Annotated in this window: 16 protein-coding genes; all 16 read right to left on the bottom strand. The window is 30.8% G+C overall.

Features of this window, described 5'->3' with window-relative positions; all coding sequences use genetic code 11:
• A partial coding sequence (gene rpsU / locus RMO70_RS07920; RefSeq protein ID WP_310555914.1) for a 30S ribosomal protein S21 occupies positions 1-110 on the bottom strand: 110 nt, incomplete at its 3' end.
• Between the two features lie 117 nt (positions 111-227).
• Positions 228-1,538, bottom strand: coding sequence for a PKD domain-containing protein (locus RMO70_RS07925; protein ID WP_310555888.1), 1,311 nt, complete (start codon positions 1,536-1,538; stop codon positions 228-230).
• Between the two features lie 163 nt (positions 1,539-1,701).
• Positions 1,702-2,088 (bottom strand): hypothetical protein, encoded by a 387-nt coding sequence (locus RMO70_RS07930; protein ID WP_310555889.1) that lies wholly within the window; start codon positions 2,086-2,088, stop codon positions 1,702-1,704.
• Between the two features lie 15 nt (positions 2,089-2,103).
• Positions 2,104-2,814, bottom strand: coding sequence for a hypothetical protein (locus RMO70_RS07935; protein ID WP_310555890.1), 711 nt, complete (start codon positions 2,812-2,814; stop codon positions 2,104-2,106).
• Positions 2,815-2,847: 33 nt separating this feature from the next.
• Positions 2,848-3,621 (bottom strand): sterol desaturase family protein, encoded by a 774-nt coding sequence (locus RMO70_RS07940; protein WP_310555891.1) that lies wholly within the window; start codon positions 3,619-3,621, stop codon positions 2,848-2,850.
• 96 nt (positions 3,622-3,717) lie between these two features.
• Complete coding sequence (locus tag RMO70_RS07945) at positions 3,718-4,497, bottom strand: LytTR family DNA-binding domain-containing protein (RefSeq protein ID WP_310555892.1); 780 nt, start codon at positions 4,495-4,497, stop codon at positions 3,718-3,720.
• The gene (locus RMO70_RS07950; protein WP_310555893.1) at positions 4,484-5,302 is read right to left on the bottom strand and encodes a histidine kinase; all 819 of its coding nucleotides are present in this window, start codon (positions 5,300-5,302) and stop codon (positions 4,484-4,486) included. The genes RMO70_RS07945 and RMO70_RS07950 overlap by 14 nt, the downstream gene beginning before the upstream one ends.
• A gap of 377 nt (positions 5,303-5,679) precedes the next feature.
• Positions 5,680-5,952: a T9SS type A sorting domain-containing protein gene (locus RMO70_RS07955; protein WP_310555894.1), complete on the bottom strand. Its 273-nt coding sequence runs from the start codon at positions 5,950-5,952 to the stop codon at positions 5,680-5,682.
• Positions 5,953-6,094: 142 nt separating this feature from the next.
• A complete protein-coding gene (locus tag RMO70_RS07960) occupies positions 6,095-7,264 on the bottom strand; it encodes an acyl-CoA dehydrogenase family protein (RefSeq protein ID WP_310555895.1) in 1,170 nt (389 codons plus the stop codon).
• 41 nt (positions 7,265-7,305) lie between these two features.
• Positions 7,306-8,181, bottom strand: coding sequence for a helix-hairpin-helix domain-containing protein (locus RMO70_RS07965; protein ID WP_310555896.1), 876 nt, complete (start codon positions 8,179-8,181; stop codon positions 7,306-7,308).
• A 3-nt stretch (positions 8,182-8,184) separates the two neighbouring features.
• Entirely contained in the window at positions 8,185-8,412 is a 228-nt protein-coding gene (locus RMO70_RS07970) for a PspC domain-containing protein (RefSeq protein WP_309608373.1), read from the bottom strand.
• An 81-nt stretch (positions 8,413-8,493) separates the two neighbouring features.
• Positions 8,494-9,762: a DUF2851 family protein gene (locus RMO70_RS07975; RefSeq protein ID WP_310555897.1), complete on the bottom strand. Its 1,269-nt coding sequence runs from the start codon at positions 9,760-9,762 to the stop codon at positions 8,494-8,496.
• 97 nt (positions 9,763-9,859) lie between these two features.
• Positions 9,860-10,348, bottom strand: coding sequence for a 3'-5' exonuclease (locus RMO70_RS07980; RefSeq protein ID WP_310555898.1), 489 nt, complete (start codon positions 10,346-10,348; stop codon positions 9,860-9,862).
• A gap of 104 nt (positions 10,349-10,452) precedes the next feature.
• Positions 10,453-11,814, bottom strand: a complete 1,362-nt coding sequence (locus RMO70_RS07985; protein ID WP_310555899.1) for a pyridoxal-phosphate dependent enzyme — start codon at positions 11,812-11,814, stop codon at positions 10,453-10,455.
• A 284-nt stretch (positions 11,815-12,098) separates the two neighbouring features.
• Positions 12,099-14,018, bottom strand: coding sequence for a putative porin (locus RMO70_RS07990; protein WP_310555900.1), 1,920 nt, complete (start codon positions 14,016-14,018; stop codon positions 12,099-12,101).
• Positions 14,019-14,117: 99 nt separating this feature from the next.
• Positions 14,118-15,173, bottom strand: a complete 1,056-nt coding sequence (locus RMO70_RS07995; RefSeq protein ID WP_310555901.1) for a hypothetical protein — start codon at positions 15,171-15,173, stop codon at positions 14,118-14,120.
• Positions 15,174-15,193 lie beyond the last annotated feature (20 nt).

A 15,193-nucleotide genomic window follows, 5' to 3' on the forward strand; every position in this document is an offset into this window, starting at 1 on the left:
GCTTGACGTTTTCTTAGTTGTCTTACGACTCCTGTTTTGTCAAATTTTCTTTTATAGCGCTTTAATGCTCTATCGATATTTTCTCCGTCTTTAATTGGTATAATTAACATAATATAGACACCTCCTCTCGTTAAGGGTGCAAAAGTAATTATTTATTTTTAATTATGACCCCGAAAAAAAATATTTTTTTTATTTTTTGAATAGGCGAAGCAATTATAAATTATAAATTATTTTATCAATTTATATGTTACAACTTTATTCCCGTTTTTAGTAATCAAAATATAACTACCCCTTGCTAAATTACTAAAATCTTGATTTTGAATATTTTTTCCTTGATAAACAATACGTCCGTAAATATCATATAAATAAAAATCCGAGCCTTTTAGATTATCCGAAACACTAATTTTTGAAGTAAAAGGATTTGGATAAACCAATCCAGTATTCTCAAAATTATACTCATTTGAACTTAATGATCCAACAACAATTGGTATAGTTACGGTGTCATTAAATGTGCCATTACTTGAAGTTAATTGCACCTGATAGTTTCCAGCTGAATTAAATATATGTGTTGGATGCTGATCTGAACTTGTATTTAATGAGCCACTTGAAGGGTCACCAAAATTCCAAGAATAAGTTGTTGCATTTGTGCTTAAATTTTGAATGTAAACGATATCGCTTGGAGCTGGATTTACTGGAGTATAAGCAAACAACGCAATTGTTTGAAAATCTCTTTGGTTGTCTAAATATTCTACCTTTGATGTAACCCAATTTCCCGAAATATTGTTTTGTGTTACTGCTAAAATGGGTTGCTTTTTTGAAATATCAAACCATTTTAACTCTCTTGATGTGGTTATTACTCTAGGCAATCCATTACCTAGTACTGATATAGTATCGTTTTGTACTAATGTAGTTTTCATTCGTAAAGCGTTAGAAAAAACGCCGTGAGGTGTTGTTACACTCCCCCAACCATCTACTTCATTTGTTCTTTGAGTGGTTTTATTTTGATAATAGATGTTAGGAATATTTACTTCATAAGATGAATTGTCTGAATCATTATCACCAAAATCAATTGGAAAATTATAAATAACATCACTATCGGTAAATTGATTTGTTACTGGAATTTGAGTACCATTGTAATTTATTTTATATGCGCTTGCAGGCTGCGTTAATTGTGATGTCGTTTTTTTATAATAGTCATTTACGTTTGTTATTCCTAATGTTTGCCCTAAAACTGTAAGTGAATTTGTTTCATTTTTTGTTGAAGATAAATTAGTATTATTAACATTAAAAATAAATGGCCAAGCAAAACCCGTAGTGTTTGGACTCCTAAATTGAAGTTGTTCTTGCGAGATGCCTGTTAATGTTGAAAAGTTCCAATTGTAATTTGTTCCAGTTGTTACATAATCTATTGCTAAATTTGAAGCTGATGCTATATAAAAAATATCACCATTTGCCGCATAATTTGCAGAAGTATAGCTTGATTGCGCTTGAGTTTGTAATGCAATCAATCCGAATAAAAAAGTGTATAAATGTTTCATAATAAAGAGTTTTAAATTATGATTCAAAAATAAAATAATCTAAAGTTGGATGATACTATTATTAAGGTGAAACGGAAAAAACCGAAGGTGAACTAACAAAAAAAAGAGTGCAATTACACTCTTTTAATATATACTTCTTAGGTTAGGATTGCTTTAGTATCATCTAATTTTCGGAAAGAAATTCTGCTCTTAATTTTGAGATTTTTTTCTCCTTATTTTTCTTGTACAATTCAAATTGCTTTTTGTCTAAAATCTTTTCTAAATCTTGATCTCTTTTTTCATCAAGCGGCTTTAGCTTTTTTGCAACTGTAAATTTAGCATCGTTACTTTTAATAACTGGCAGAGCAACTTTTGCAAATTCTAGATTAACTACTTGCAATTTAGCAGCTTGATTTTCTGAAAGATTTAATTCTTTCTTGAGCTCATTGGTTTTAAATGTTGCCAATTCTTCAACTGACATCGTTTTCATTTTTTCTAGCGACTGTGCTTTTAAACTTAGACTAAAAAACAATCCGACAATAACAATCCATTTAAGATTTAAAATTCTCATATTTTTATACTTATTTTACCAGTTAAAATTATAAATGTTTCCGTTTAATAGTGTTAATCTAGCAGCATTATTTCCTAAAAAAGTTAAGGTTCCTGAGCTTTGTAAACTATTACCAGAAGTACTTGTAGCATTTATTTGCACCAAAATTTCACCAGACATAATACGTCCTGTTGTTTTACTAACATTAATATTTGTTGAATTAGTAATAATTGAACTAGTAAAAGAATATTGATTCTGAACCTTAGAAACCTGTGTTCCTTGTCTTGCAAAGCTCTCATTTACAATAAAATTAGATTGCAAAGGATCTAAATTTGATACCACAAGTTGGTAATCATCAGTATCATTAGACGACATTCTTGGTGTGTCATAACTACTATTTCCAGAAAAATTATAAGTAATGTTGTCTGGAACAGTTCCGTTGCAATTATAAATCCAGTTCCAATTATAAGAAGTGGAATAAATAATTGCACTACCAATAGAATTTGACGATGAAAAATTAGCACTGTCTGATTGAGAGCAAGTTAATGTGGAGCTGTTTGCCATTTCTATCGCTTTTTCAACTTGTGTGACAAGTCCATCGGTTTCTTTGCTAATTGAATTTATAACCACTTCAGCTATTTCTTGTTCAGAAATTGCTTGACCGTTTGTTACTTCATCTTTATTACAAGAGGTTACTAATGCAAGAGATAATATCCCTAATGCAAATTTGAAATTGATTGTTTTCATTTTTATAGATATTTAAAATTAATACTTGTTTGATTATCCTTTATACTTCATTTTTCCATTGAATAAATCCCAAAACCCTTTAAAATTTAAAACCAAGGGATTATTACTAATAAATCCAGTTGTAATTCCATATTTTACTTTTTCTACTTCAGGCTGATAGGTTTTAAAAAGTAGATCCCAAATGATAAATACGCCACCAAAATTTTTATCAATGTAAATAGGATTTGATCCGTGATGCACTCTATGTGATGATGGCGTGTCTATTATTTTTTCTAAAAAACCTAACTTGCCAACAATTTCTGTATGAAGAAAAAATTGATACAATAAATTTAAAGTATAAGAAATTACAATAAAATCGGGCGAAAATCCTAGCAATACCAATGGAATAAAAAATATTGGACTTATTAATGCTGACATCCAATTGAGGCGATACGCAGCCGTTAAATTCATTTCCTGACTAGAATGATGAATAAGGTGAAATGCCCAAAGCGGTTTCCAAGTATGAGATACTCTGTGAAACCAATAATAAATAAAATCGGCTAGGAGAAAACACATTATAAAAGTTGGAATACTTTCTGAAACATTTATCAATTTATACTTACTTACAAACGATAATAGCGCAAGTTGATAACCTGTAAAAAGAGTTTTGAAAAAGAAAAAACCTATCAAAACATAAAAATTAGTCATTGTACTTTTTAAACTGTATACATTCTTTTTTAGTTTTATACTCCAAATAACTTCAATAAAAATTAAAGCTAAAAGAAACAACAATACGTTAATGCGATATGCTCCAAGTGACGTTTCCATAATAAATGATTTACTATTATGGAACAAATTTCAGCAATAGACATTTCAAAAAAATAAAATGTTAGGTGAAACGACTATATGTAAAGTTGAAACAAACTATTGGTTAACCCAATTTTTAAATTCTGTTGCTTTTGCCTTGCTTATGATAAGATTCTCAGCAAATTCAGGTGCCATTTTTACAATCAATCTAGAATTAAAATAAGCAGAAATAGATAGAATTGATTTTTTTTGAATAATAAATTGTCTATTGGCTCTATAAAATGATTTTGGAGAAAGTAAAGTTTCCAGTTTTTCTAAAGTATAATCTATAACAAATGATTTTTTATCAATCATAAAAGCTTTAACAATTTCATTTTCAGAATAAAAATAATGAATATCATCTGTTTTAATTGGAAGCATTTTGTCTTTAGAATAAACCAAAAAAGTTTCTTGATAACTGTTTTTAGTTTGCATTTCTTGAAGCATTTTTTGAAAATTATTCATTTGAATATCTTCATTGTTTTTTACTAAAAACCAATCTTTAAATTTTTTTAATGCTATAAAGATATCTTCTTGTAAAAAAGGTTTTAATACATAATCTATTCCATTGTTTTTAAAAGCTTTGATGGCAAAATCATTATAAGCTGTTACAAAAATAATTGGAACTTTAACTTCAATACTTTCAAAAATTTCAAACGAATTTCCATCGGATAATTCAATATCCATAAATACTAAATCGACACCATCGTTATTTGTATTAAAAAAAGCAACACTATCTACTACACTATCAAGCACATCAATAATTGTAGCATTCGATTCGCTTTTTTCTATTATGTATTCTAATTGTCTTGCTGTTGCAGGTTCGTCTTCAATAATTAAAATTCTAACAGGTTTCATATCTTAATGGAATTTTTATAATAAAAAAAGCCTCGTTTTGTTCTATTTCAATTGGCTTGTCATACTGCATCAGATAACGATTGCTTAAATTTGACAAACCTATTTTGTATCCTTCAGGTTTTGTTTTTTTAAGATTTAGATTGTTTTTTACAACTAATTTATCATTTTCGACAAAAATTGAAATTTGTAAAGGATTAACTTTTGACGCAATATTGTGTTTTATAGCATTTTCTACCAAAGGCTGAAGGCTAAAAGGCAATATTTGGGCATTTAAATATTCGTTTTCAATTGAAATAGTGAGCATAATTTTATCTTCTAATCGCATTTTATGCAAATAAAAAAAAGATTCCAAAAAATGAATTTCATCTGATAACAATGTCCATTGTGCCGTGTCATTTCCTAAACGATACCTGTAAATTTTAGACAAATGATTGATATAGTCTTGTGCCAAAACTTGATTTTCTCTAACAATACTCGATAAACTACTTAAGGTATTAAATAAAAAATGCGGATCTATTTGCGATTTCAAAAGTTGAATTTCTGCTTGAAGATTTTGATTTTTAAGTTCTTCGTATTCTTTATCCTTTAATCTATTTTTTGTATTGAGATATAAAATTTCAACTAGAAAAAGCATTATGCCATTAGCAATTAAATATTTTAATATAAAAAACCATTTCTGCAAAGTGGCATTTTTAATATCTTGAACTAGAAGTGACTGAATAATAAAAGTAAGTTTTAAAAATAAAACAAAAGCCAACAAGTTTAAAATAAAAAGAATCACTCCTTTTTTTAGTTTAGATTCCATTTTTTTTGCAAAAATAAAATCATTTAAAAATCCAAGAACAATACAAAAAACAAAATTGATAACTACAAAAAAAAGAAACTCTGAAAAATTAAAACGCCAAAAATGTTTTTCAAAATAAGGATTTTCAATAATAAAAAGCCTTTGAAAATTCAAAGCTATTGTTACTATCAATGAAACAATGAGAATTATTTTTCTGTTATAAGTCAATGTCATATTGAAATTTAATTTTAGGCTAATTTACTTTTTTTGTTTAGATTTAAAAATATATGAAATCAAAGTTTAAAATGTTATTTTTTTAACACTCTTAAAATAATAAAGAAATCCTGCCTAGCCGAGGCCAAACAGGATTTAAAAGAACTATTACTTTTTTTATTTTTTTATTGTTTTATCAATTTTACAAACTTAGTTTGGTTTGATTCCTTTGTTATTTTCATCAAATAAATACCATTTGAATAATTAGACAGATCTATTTGCAACACTCCCATCTCAATTTTTTTAGTTATCATTTGTTTGCCAAGCATATCGATAACTTGAAAAGTAGCATTAGTATCGATATTAAAAATGCCGTTTGATGGATTAGGATAAACCGAAACTTCAAGCTCTTTTTTAAAAGAATTTGTACTTAAAACCGAATTATTTATTCTTGCCAAACGAGTTCTTCCAATCGAGTTCTTTACGTATTCTTATTGCTCTGATTTTCTTAGTATTAATTTGCAAATTCATAAAAAAAGCCAAATAACAATTTTTAAGTTACTTGGCTTTTTTAAATCAATTTGTATTTTTTTATTAATATTATTTTACCGCTGGCTCATAATTTTGTTTGTCAATTATAATCTTTGATAAAATTTCCCTAAGAATCTCCGAAGTTCCTCCGCCTATTGGCCCTAAACGACTGTCTCTTGATAAACGCGCTAATGGGTATTCTTCCATATAGCCGTAACCGCCCAGCATCTGCAGGCAACTATAAATGGTTTCGTCTGCTACTTTTGTAGATTTTAATTTGGCCATTGTGGCTTCTTTTACTACATATTCTCCTTTGTTTAATCTTGCTACGGCTGCATAATTGAATATTTTGCAATGCTCAACCTCCGTTGCATGGTCGACCATAGTGTGTCTCAATGCTTGAAATTTATCGATTGTTTTGCCGAATGCTTCACGTTGCGACATATAATTGATGGTATAATCTATGGCATACTCAGCTCTTGCGTGTGCATTGATCGCCATAATTAATCGCTCTAGTGCAAAATGTTGCATAATATATGGGAAACCTTTTCCTTCTTCGCCCATTAAATTTTCGAGAGGAATTTCTACATTATCAAAGGCTATTTCGGCAGTGTCTGATGCTCTCCAACCTAATTTATCTAGTTTGGTTGCCGATATTCCTTTTAGATTTGTATCGACCAAAAACATACTTATGGCTTTGTTTCCTGTTCCTATATTTGTTTTTGCAGCTACGACATAATAATCGGCATAAACACCATTTGTGATGAATGTTTTTGAGCCGTTTAAAACATATTTATTGCCTTGTTTTGTCGCTGTTGTTCTCATACCTGCTACATCACTACCTCCAAATGGCTCTGTAAGACACAAAGCACCTATTTTATCTCCAGCAATACTTGGAGCTAGGTACTCTTGTTTGATTCGTTCGTCACCTTCTGCGTTTAAATGCGTCATAGCTAAATAGGCATGAGCCCAAATTGCAGCAGCAAAACCAGACGATTTTATTTTTTGAAGTTCTTCTAAAAGTACAACAGTGTAGAATAAATCTAAATTCATTCCTCCATAAGCTTCAGGATATGCTATTCCGAAAAAGCCCATTTCGCCAAATTTTTTCCAAATGAAGCGTTCAATTGTACCTGTCTTTTCCCATTTTTCAATATGAGGCACTACTTCTTTTTGTAAAAAATCTTGCAAACTCTTTCTAAATAATTCGTGTTCTTCTGTAAAATATATTGAATTCATATAACTAAAGCTGTTTTTAAAAAAAATATTGTCCGTTTTTTTTAGAATTCCAAATATAAGGCTATTATTTTTATTTTATCAACAGGAAAACCTTTAATTTTTGTTAAATCCTCAATATTCTTAATTCCGTCATTCATACTTCGATAAGTCACGATTTCTTTAGCTAGAGCGTATTTAAAATAAGGAAAATTTGTTAATTCTTTGACAGAAATGTTATTAATGTCAATTTTTTTAACTGTTGTTGAAACCGATGCTCTGAAATGGGTATTCAATTCGGTGATTACTTCTGGCGATAATCCCCAAACATCTGACATTTGTTCCATACTGACAAAAGCACCAAATTTGTCTTTTTCTTTCAGAATCCTTTCAGAAATAGCATCCCCAATTCCATATATTTTGATTAGATCTTCTTTTGTCGCTTGGTTGATGTCGAGAATTACAATTTTTTCTTTTTTTGAGAAATCTTTAAAATTAGAATTTTCATATTTTGGATATTCCTTTTTGTTTTTTACCCAATCTGGAAATTTAAGGTATGGTGAAATTACTGCTAATAAAGAATCAGAAATCTTAGTTACATTCTGAAACTCTTTTGCAGAATTTACATATTTATTAGTTTTTCTAAAAACTAGTAATCTGTCGATTTCAGCAACTTTCATTCCGAGTTTATAGCCTTTGAAGTCTGTGATGAAGTTGGGATTAAAAGGATACATTTTATAAGTATCATCGTTTGCAATGGCTTTCATTGAATCGATTTCTGTCTGCATTGCCAACCATTGCTCTTCCTCTTTTGAAACTACTTTTTGGGTTGGAAAATCTACAAAAAAATACAAAAGTTGCAAAGTTACAATCAAACCGACTAAAACGGCCAAACCTGTTTGTTGTTCTCTATTGAAAATAAAATAGTGTTTGAAATTCATATATTACAAATCGAAAACTGAAGTTCTTTTGGCACGAATTAAATCTTTCAATCGCAACCAAAAAGCCAATGTTAAATATACACCAAACCATAATCCTGCTGTAACAAAAGAAATGTAAATAAAAAACAAACGAACACTGTTGGCTCGCATTCCTAATCTATCGGCCAAACGAGAAGAAACGTGAAAACCTTGTTTTTCGAAAAAATATTTGAGTTTTAATACAAATCGCATTGTGTGTGTTTTGAAAATTTGATTATTTGCTTTGTAAAACTACAAAAAACTAGTTATTTACCAATCGTAAAATATAGAAATCTAATTTTTTAAGAGTTCTAAACCAACAGCACATTGTAAACATTTACTTTTGCTGCAATATTCGTTTTTGAGTTGGAGTAACGATTGGGTTTCAAATGCATTTTTTGATGCAATTCCTATGGATTTGAATTTGTCTATAACCGCATTTTTTTCAGGTGCAATTTGCTCCAAGAAATAAATATTTTCTTCCGATGTTTCTTTTCCTTGACTTTTCTGGTAAGCAAATCGAAAAGGAATTATGGTATTGATAATAAGTAAATCAATAAATGATTTTGATAATGATTTGGATTTTTTAGGACTTATTTTATCAAAATTATAATGCGTTTGCCAATATTCGTTAACTGAAACCTCAAACACTTGGTATATTTCTGAAATAGTTTTGGCCGTAATTATTTTTGAAAATACATTTTGATGCGTTTGATACAAACTCGCCAATTGCGACAATCGAATGGTTGGGAAATTATCTGGTCGGTGTTTGAAAAATTGAATGGGTTCGATCATCACATTTTCAAATTGGTATTTGTTTTGAAGATATTCCCAGCGGAATTTTAAGTTTTTGAAATAGGTATCTTCTTTTTCAGTTTCCAATAATGAAGCTCGTCCAAAAAATAATGCTTCCAGATTTTCGACTTCAAAAGTTTCTTTTCTTAAAGTCGAAAACGGAATTGATTTGGCTATTTTGAAAAATATTTCTCCATTGGTATTCAATCCGAAATTTTTAGCTAAAAAACAAAAAAATGTAGCTTCCCAATCGTTTTGATTCTCGAGTAACAACGTTTGAATTGGATTTGATTTTCGTTCTAATCGTTCAAAAAACAATCGTTCTTGCCAATTTTTAATTACAAAATCTGGAATAGTTTTGATTTCATTTTCGCAGTAAATCCAAGATTTGGTAGTTCTTAATTTAGAATATTGACTTACTAGTTCTTTTGAAACGTAGTTTTTGAGCTCGAGAACTGGAATTTCAGAATTGTCTTTTCTGAAAATTGCAGCATCGTGTTCCCAAACCACGTGTAATATTACAGAATCATAATTCTCATCTCTCTCATGGTTGTGGACATACCAATCAGAAGATTTGATATGAATTTCGATATTTCCAGCCCATTTTTGATTTTCGATCTCGATTTGAGCATTGAAAAAATCTGGACCAGCAAGTTGCGTGAAATCTCCAACTTTAATAATTGTCACGTTTTCTCCTGATGTGGTTTTTAGATTGGTAAAATCAAATTTCTTGAATTGCCAGATGTAGTGGAGAAAATCTTCTTTCATTTATTGTAGATGATAGATACTAGACGGATAGATGAAAGACTAAAGTAATAAAATAAATTAAGATTAAATAGCACAACAAGAAAAATAAGACTTTTAATCATTGCAACAAATACAATTTTGCACAAGCACGCGCATCTGACAAGGCTTCGTGGTGTACTAATTCGATATTATTTAAATCACTGCAATGTTTTAAATTTGCTGGTTTATAACCTTTTTTTCGGTAAATCTTACACGTACATTCCCACATATCGGCGATTTCGAGTTCGTCGTAATACAACCCGTAGGCTTTCATTGTTTTGGTAAGCACTCGCCTGTCAAAAGCTTCGTTGTGTGCTACAATTTTACGACCGAATAATCGTTTTTGAATTTCAGGAAACAACTGATCGAAGGTTTTTTCGTTAATGGTTTCTATGGGTTTTATGCCGTGAACCATAATGTTCCTGTACCAGTATTCGTTATTTGGTGGTTGAATTAGTGTATAATATTCCTCGGTGATAACTCCATTGTTGACAGTCACAATACCAACAGCGCAAGCACTTTCAGAATGTCCTGTTGCGGTTTCAAAATCGATAGCTGTGAAAGTCATTTGATATTAGATTTCTGAATTTAGACATTAGATTTAAAAGCACATGTTCTACAAATTTTAACTAATTGAATTAGCGAAAGTTTGTAGAACTTGTTTTTAAGAACTTATTTTATAGAACCTATAATATCATATTTGGTAATAATATGATGCTTCCCATTTTCGAGCTCGACTAAAACAGCTTGGTTTTCTTTGGTGAAAAGTTTAGAAACCTCTTCGATTGAAGTTCCTGCTTTTACAATAGGATAGGGTTTTCCCATTAATTCACGAATGGGTTTGTCGGCTACATTTTTGTCTGAAACATAACTTTGAAACAAATCGGATTCGTCCAAAGAACCTACAAATCCTGTAATATCAATGACTGGGATTTGAGATATTTTGTATTTTCGCATACGATCAATAGCGTGTGAAACCAATTCTTCGGTGCGAACTATAATTAATGGCTTGTCTAAATGATCTTTGATTACATCTTCGGCTTTAGTGATTTCTTCGTCAAGAAAACCACGCTCGCGCATCCAATCGTCATTGAACATTTTGCCCACATAACGACTTCCAGAATCGTGAAACAAAACTACTACAACGTCGTCTTTAGTGAAATGTTCTTTGAGTTGCAACACTCCTTTTATAGCGGAACCAGCTGAGTTACCTACAAAAATACCTTCTTCCAAAGCTATTCTACGTGTATAAACAGCAGCATCTTTGTCGGTTACTTTTGTAAAACCATCAATTAAGGAGAAATCCACATTTTTTGGAAGAATGTCTTCTCCAATTCCTTCGGTGATATAGGAATAAATTTCGTTTTCGTCAAAAATACCCGTTTCGTGGTATTTTTTGAATACGGAACCGTATGTATCAACTCCCCAAATTTTAATATTTGGATTTTTTTCTTTTAAATATTTCCCCACACCAGAAATAGTACCTCCTGTTCCTACACCAACTACAAAATGGGTGATTTTTCCTTCGGTTTGCTCCCAAATTTCTGGTCCGGTTTGTTCGTAATGTGCTACAGAATTACTTGGATTATCATATTGGTTCACGTACCAAGAATTTGGTGTTTCCTCTCCTAATTTTTTGGAAACAGAATAGTACGAACGTGGATCGGTTGGTTCTACATCGGTTGGACAAACAATTACTTTGGCACCAACGGCTCTTAAAATATCTGATTTTTCTTTGGATTGTTTGTCTGATATTACGCAAATCAATTTATATCCTTTTACGATTGCGGCTAATGCCAATCCCATTCCAGTGTTGCCTGAAGTTCCTTCTACTATGGTTCCACCTGGTTTTAGTCGACCATCGGCTTCTGCATCTTCAATCATTTTTACGGCCATTCGGTCTTTTACAGAATTGCCTGGATTGAAAGTTTCGACTTTTGCTAGTACTAATGCCTCAATTTCTGTGGTGAGTTTATTGATTTTAACAAGTGGTGTATTGCCAATGGTTTCGAGTATGTTTTTTGCGTATTTCATTTTGGATATTAGATTTCAGACTTTAGATATTAGATTTAAGATATGGAATTTGCATCTTAAAAATAATTATAATGCAAAGATAGTAATTAGAATTTTAATTTTGAAACGGAATGTTGATTTGCGTGAGGGATAAAGGCGGTATCCTTTTTTGAGGTACGAAAAAAAGATAAAGCCGAAAGCCCGACCTAGAATGTAAAATTGAAGTGAGGCACGAGCGAGATTTTACATTCTAGGACACGCCCCTATTTTGACTGCGTTGAATATGACATTTATGCCTACTAAAATTATTGAAAAAAGTTCCAAACGAGTCCGAATCGAACTAGAAAATCTTTGTAAGGTTGGGTTGGTGAGGCATAATAGTTTCGGCCTGTGAGGCTTGAATTAAAATGTTCTGCTTTGAGGAATATTCTGGTTTGGCGTATGCGTGCATTCACGAAAAAATCTAGTAATGGAAAGTTTCCAATCTTGATTTTATCTTGAACATAAAACTCTCCTATAAGCGGATTGTACTCGTTAGCGTAGTATTTTGTGAAGGCTTGAAAGGTAAATCCAGTTTGGAGATACAAAGCTTTCTTGAAGAAATAATCGGTAAAATATACTGTGTTCCTGCTGACTAGTTTGGGCACATTTAGTATGTTGTCCTCTTGTGCTACTTGCTGAAATAGAACGGTATTATCTAATGCAAACTTACCGTATTTGATTTCTTTGGAGGCTTTTAGAGAAAGGTAATTGATGGTTTTATTGTATTGAAATGGCTTTGAAGCAACTATCAAATCCGACAAATCTGTGTCTTTAAAATATAAATAATCGTTTAAAACCGTAATCTGTGCTTCTGCAAGAAGCCATTGCGTATTGGCTTTTACATTCAACGTGTTTATTTTCTCGTTATCAAAATTATTTTTCCAATTGTAGTTTATAAAACTACTTTGATGTAAGGTGTAATTTAAATCTGGTACTTTGCTTTGATTCATGTATTGAACCTCAAAACTATTTTTATCATTGAACTTGTACTGAGCTGAAATGTCTAGGGTAGAAAATGTTTGTTTTGATATTGATTTAGAGAATAGTGCTTGCCCTTTGATTTTGTTTTTGTTGTAAAGATATTTACCACCAATTGCATTTAGGTTGTCATTATTACTATATGGAATTGCTAGTTGATTGTTAGAAATGATGATTCGATTGTAGAAATAATTGTATTTGTAATTTTCGACAAAAAAGTTCAAATTTCCTAGTAATGAATTTCTAAAAGAAGCTCCAAGCTTGTTATAGAGTATATTATTTTTAGTTAAATCAGAATAACCTGATGATAAATAGGAATCTCCAAATCTTTCCGTATTTAAAGTTTTATTAAATTGAAAGAATTTTGATTCGTAACTAAACTGATGATTTATTGTTAAATTGTTTTTATTTGAAGCATTTAATTTATAGGAATGGTCTAGAAAATATCGTTTCCCTTTTAGAGTTGAAATTGCGTCTTCCAGATACACATCAAGTCTAGCACGTTCGGTAAATTCGGAATCCCCTGATTGAAAATCATTAATATTAACGACACCTCCATTTTCGTTATTCAGCACATCTTGGGCAACGTAATGAAAATTAGCAAAATAACGTTTGTTCTTGGTAAAATAACTGGTTGTAAATCGAAAATTTCCAGAACTAGATAAGGAATTTATGTACTTCCCTAATGATCTTAGTCCTTTATAAGCAATCGACATATTTAATCTTTCGGAAGTGTTTAAGGTAATAAAAGCATCTACCGACTGTCCTTGTTCCAAAACGGTTTTAAAATACAATTCAGTTAGTGGGGTTGCTACGGAATAATATTTAATTTCGTGTGCTTTACTATAATTGAAGTGTTTGGCTTTGAAACCAAATTCTGGAAAAGTATTGTTTTGTTTTAGTCCAAAATCCAGCGTATTATAAGTTTGTCCATCATTATTGAAGGGTAACAATCCGAAATTATCTCTTCGCAAGTGATTAAATTGATACTCTTTTTTTATTGACAATGATGTATCAACATAGGTTGTATCTCGTTCAAGAGTTACAATTCTGTACTGGTCGTGTCTTGCTTTTGGATTTTCTTTAGGTGCATCACGAAGTGATTTTCTGATGGTGTCGTTAGTATTAACAATCTTGTCATCATCTACTTGTGCGAGAATAGTGAAACAAGAAAGTAATAGTAAAAGTGAATATATGTATTTCATAATATAACTGTCAAATGCAAAAATACACATTTTGATAGTATTAAACACAAAAAAAAGGGCTACGAAATGTAGCCCTTTTAATATTTAAAAAATAATTAATTATTTTTTATTTGGATTGTTTCTTCTTGCGTTAGTCATAGCTTGAGCTAATTTACTTTGAGAAACTCTACCTGAAGCTAAAACCTCTGAAGTATTATTCTTAAGAGTAAATACTCCAGCATTTACTTCAATAGTAACTACATAAGTAGGGTTTGGAAGTGCTAAATCAAATTGAAGAGTTCCTGGCGTAACTGATCTGTGTACAAAAGCAGCAGCTTGAACATAAGTCCCTGGATCGATACCACCACATCTTTCATAATGAACAGTAACTGGAATATCAAAAGGCTCATGATAAAAATCATTAACATCATCAGTTGTAGTATTAGCTCCTCCGTTCATATTCCCTTTTTCAAATGTGTCATAAAACACATAATACACCCCATCCGCTAAATAAGTAGCAGAAGTTGGATCAGTAGATAATGATACTTTCTCAGGACAACCACTAGCGGCCGCATCATAAATACCTGTATCAGCAAAAGCAGCATCTAAAATATAGAAGTCCATATCATAAGCAACACCACATAATGTATATGAGTTACCAAGTAAGATGAATGATTTATTGTAATCAAATTCTAAATCTAGCGTTGTAGCTAAAGGGCTTAGGTTATTGTTGATTGTGAATTTAATTTCTTTTGAAGGAATTGATGCATTAGAAGTTTTTAAATCACTAATTCTAAGTGTAAAATCTTCAACACCTTCAACAGTACAATCATCCAAAATTTTCACAGAACTCGTTACTGATGTTGCAAAAGCTGGTATAGTAATAAGAGTTGCAAACTCGAAATCATCATCTTTAGTAGCATTACCAGCAATTTGCTCAATATTAATTCCAACAGGAACTGATTGAGGTTTATCTATAGTTACTGTAAAAGTATACACACCTTTGTCCACTTCATTTACACTTTGAACTGTAGGAAAAGACCAATTTACAGCACCTACAACACCAGGAACAAACCTAGCAGCGCTTCCACCAGTATTATCATCAATTTTCTCACAACTAGCAAACATTCCAGCTAATGAGATTGTTAATAATGTTATTTTTTTAAATTTATTCATTTTTATAATAATTTTAAATA

This window comes from Flavobacterium sp., assembly GCF_031422135.1.
GTDB lineage: Bacteria > Bacteroidota > Bacteroidia > Flavobacteriales > Flavobacteriaceae > Flavobacterium.

What these genes read in the sequence shown, in the direction of transcription:
- RMO70_RS07945 (WP_310555892.1), bottom strand. Translation starts at nt 4,497, where the DNA reads ATGAAACCTGTTAGAATTTTAATTATTGAAGACGAACCTGCAACAGCA.
- RMO70_RS07970 (WP_309608373.1), bottom strand. Translation starts at nt 8,412, where the DNA reads ATGCGATTTGTATTAAAACTCAAATATTTTTTCGAAAAACAAGGTTTT.
- RMO70_RS07940 (WP_310555891.1), bottom strand. Translation starts at nt 3,621, where the DNA reads ATGGAAACGTCACTTGGAGCATATCGCATTAACGTATTGTTGTTTCTT.
- RMO70_RS07935 (WP_310555890.1), bottom strand. Translation starts at nt 2,814, where the DNA reads ATGAAAACAATCAATTTCAAATTTGCATTAGGGATATTATCTCTTGCA.
- RMO70_RS07985 (WP_310555899.1), bottom strand. Translation starts at nt 11,814, where the DNA reads ATGAAATACGCAAAAAACATACTCGAAACCATTGGCAATACACCACTT.
- RMO70_RS07950 (WP_310555893.1), bottom strand. Translation starts at nt 5,302, where the DNA reads ATGGAATCTAAACTAAAAAAAGGAGTGATTCTTTTTATTTTAAACTTG.
- RMO70_RS07925 (WP_310555888.1), bottom strand. Translation starts at nt 1,538, where the DNA reads ATGAAACATTTATACACTTTTTTATTCGGATTGATTGCATTACAAACT.
- RMO70_RS07995 (WP_310555901.1), bottom strand. Translation starts at nt 15,173, where the DNA reads ATGAATAAATTTAAAAAAATAACATTATTAACAATCTCATTAGCTGGA.
- RMO70_RS07965 (WP_310555896.1), bottom strand. Translation starts at nt 8,181, where the DNA reads ATGAATTTCAAACACTATTTTATTTTCAATAGAGAACAACAAACAGGT.
- RMO70_RS07930 (WP_310555889.1), bottom strand. Translation starts at nt 2,088, where the DNA reads ATGAGAATTTTAAATCTTAAATGGATTGTTATTGTCGGATTGTTTTTT.
- RMO70_RS07980 (WP_310555898.1), bottom strand. Translation starts at nt 10,348, where the DNA reads ATGACTTTCACAGCTATCGATTTTGAAACCGCAACAGGACATTCTGAA.
- RMO70_RS07975 (WP_310555897.1), bottom strand. Translation starts at nt 9,762, where the DNA reads ATGAAAGAAGATTTTCTCCACTACATCTGGCAATTCAAGAAATTTGAT.
- RMO70_RS07960 (WP_310555895.1), bottom strand. Translation starts at nt 7,264, where the DNA reads ATGAATTCAATATATTTTACAGAAGAACACGAATTATTTAGAAAGAGT.
- RMO70_RS07990 (WP_310555900.1), bottom strand. Translation starts at nt 14,018, where the DNA reads ATGAAATACATATATTCACTTTTACTATTACTTTCTTGTTTCACTATT.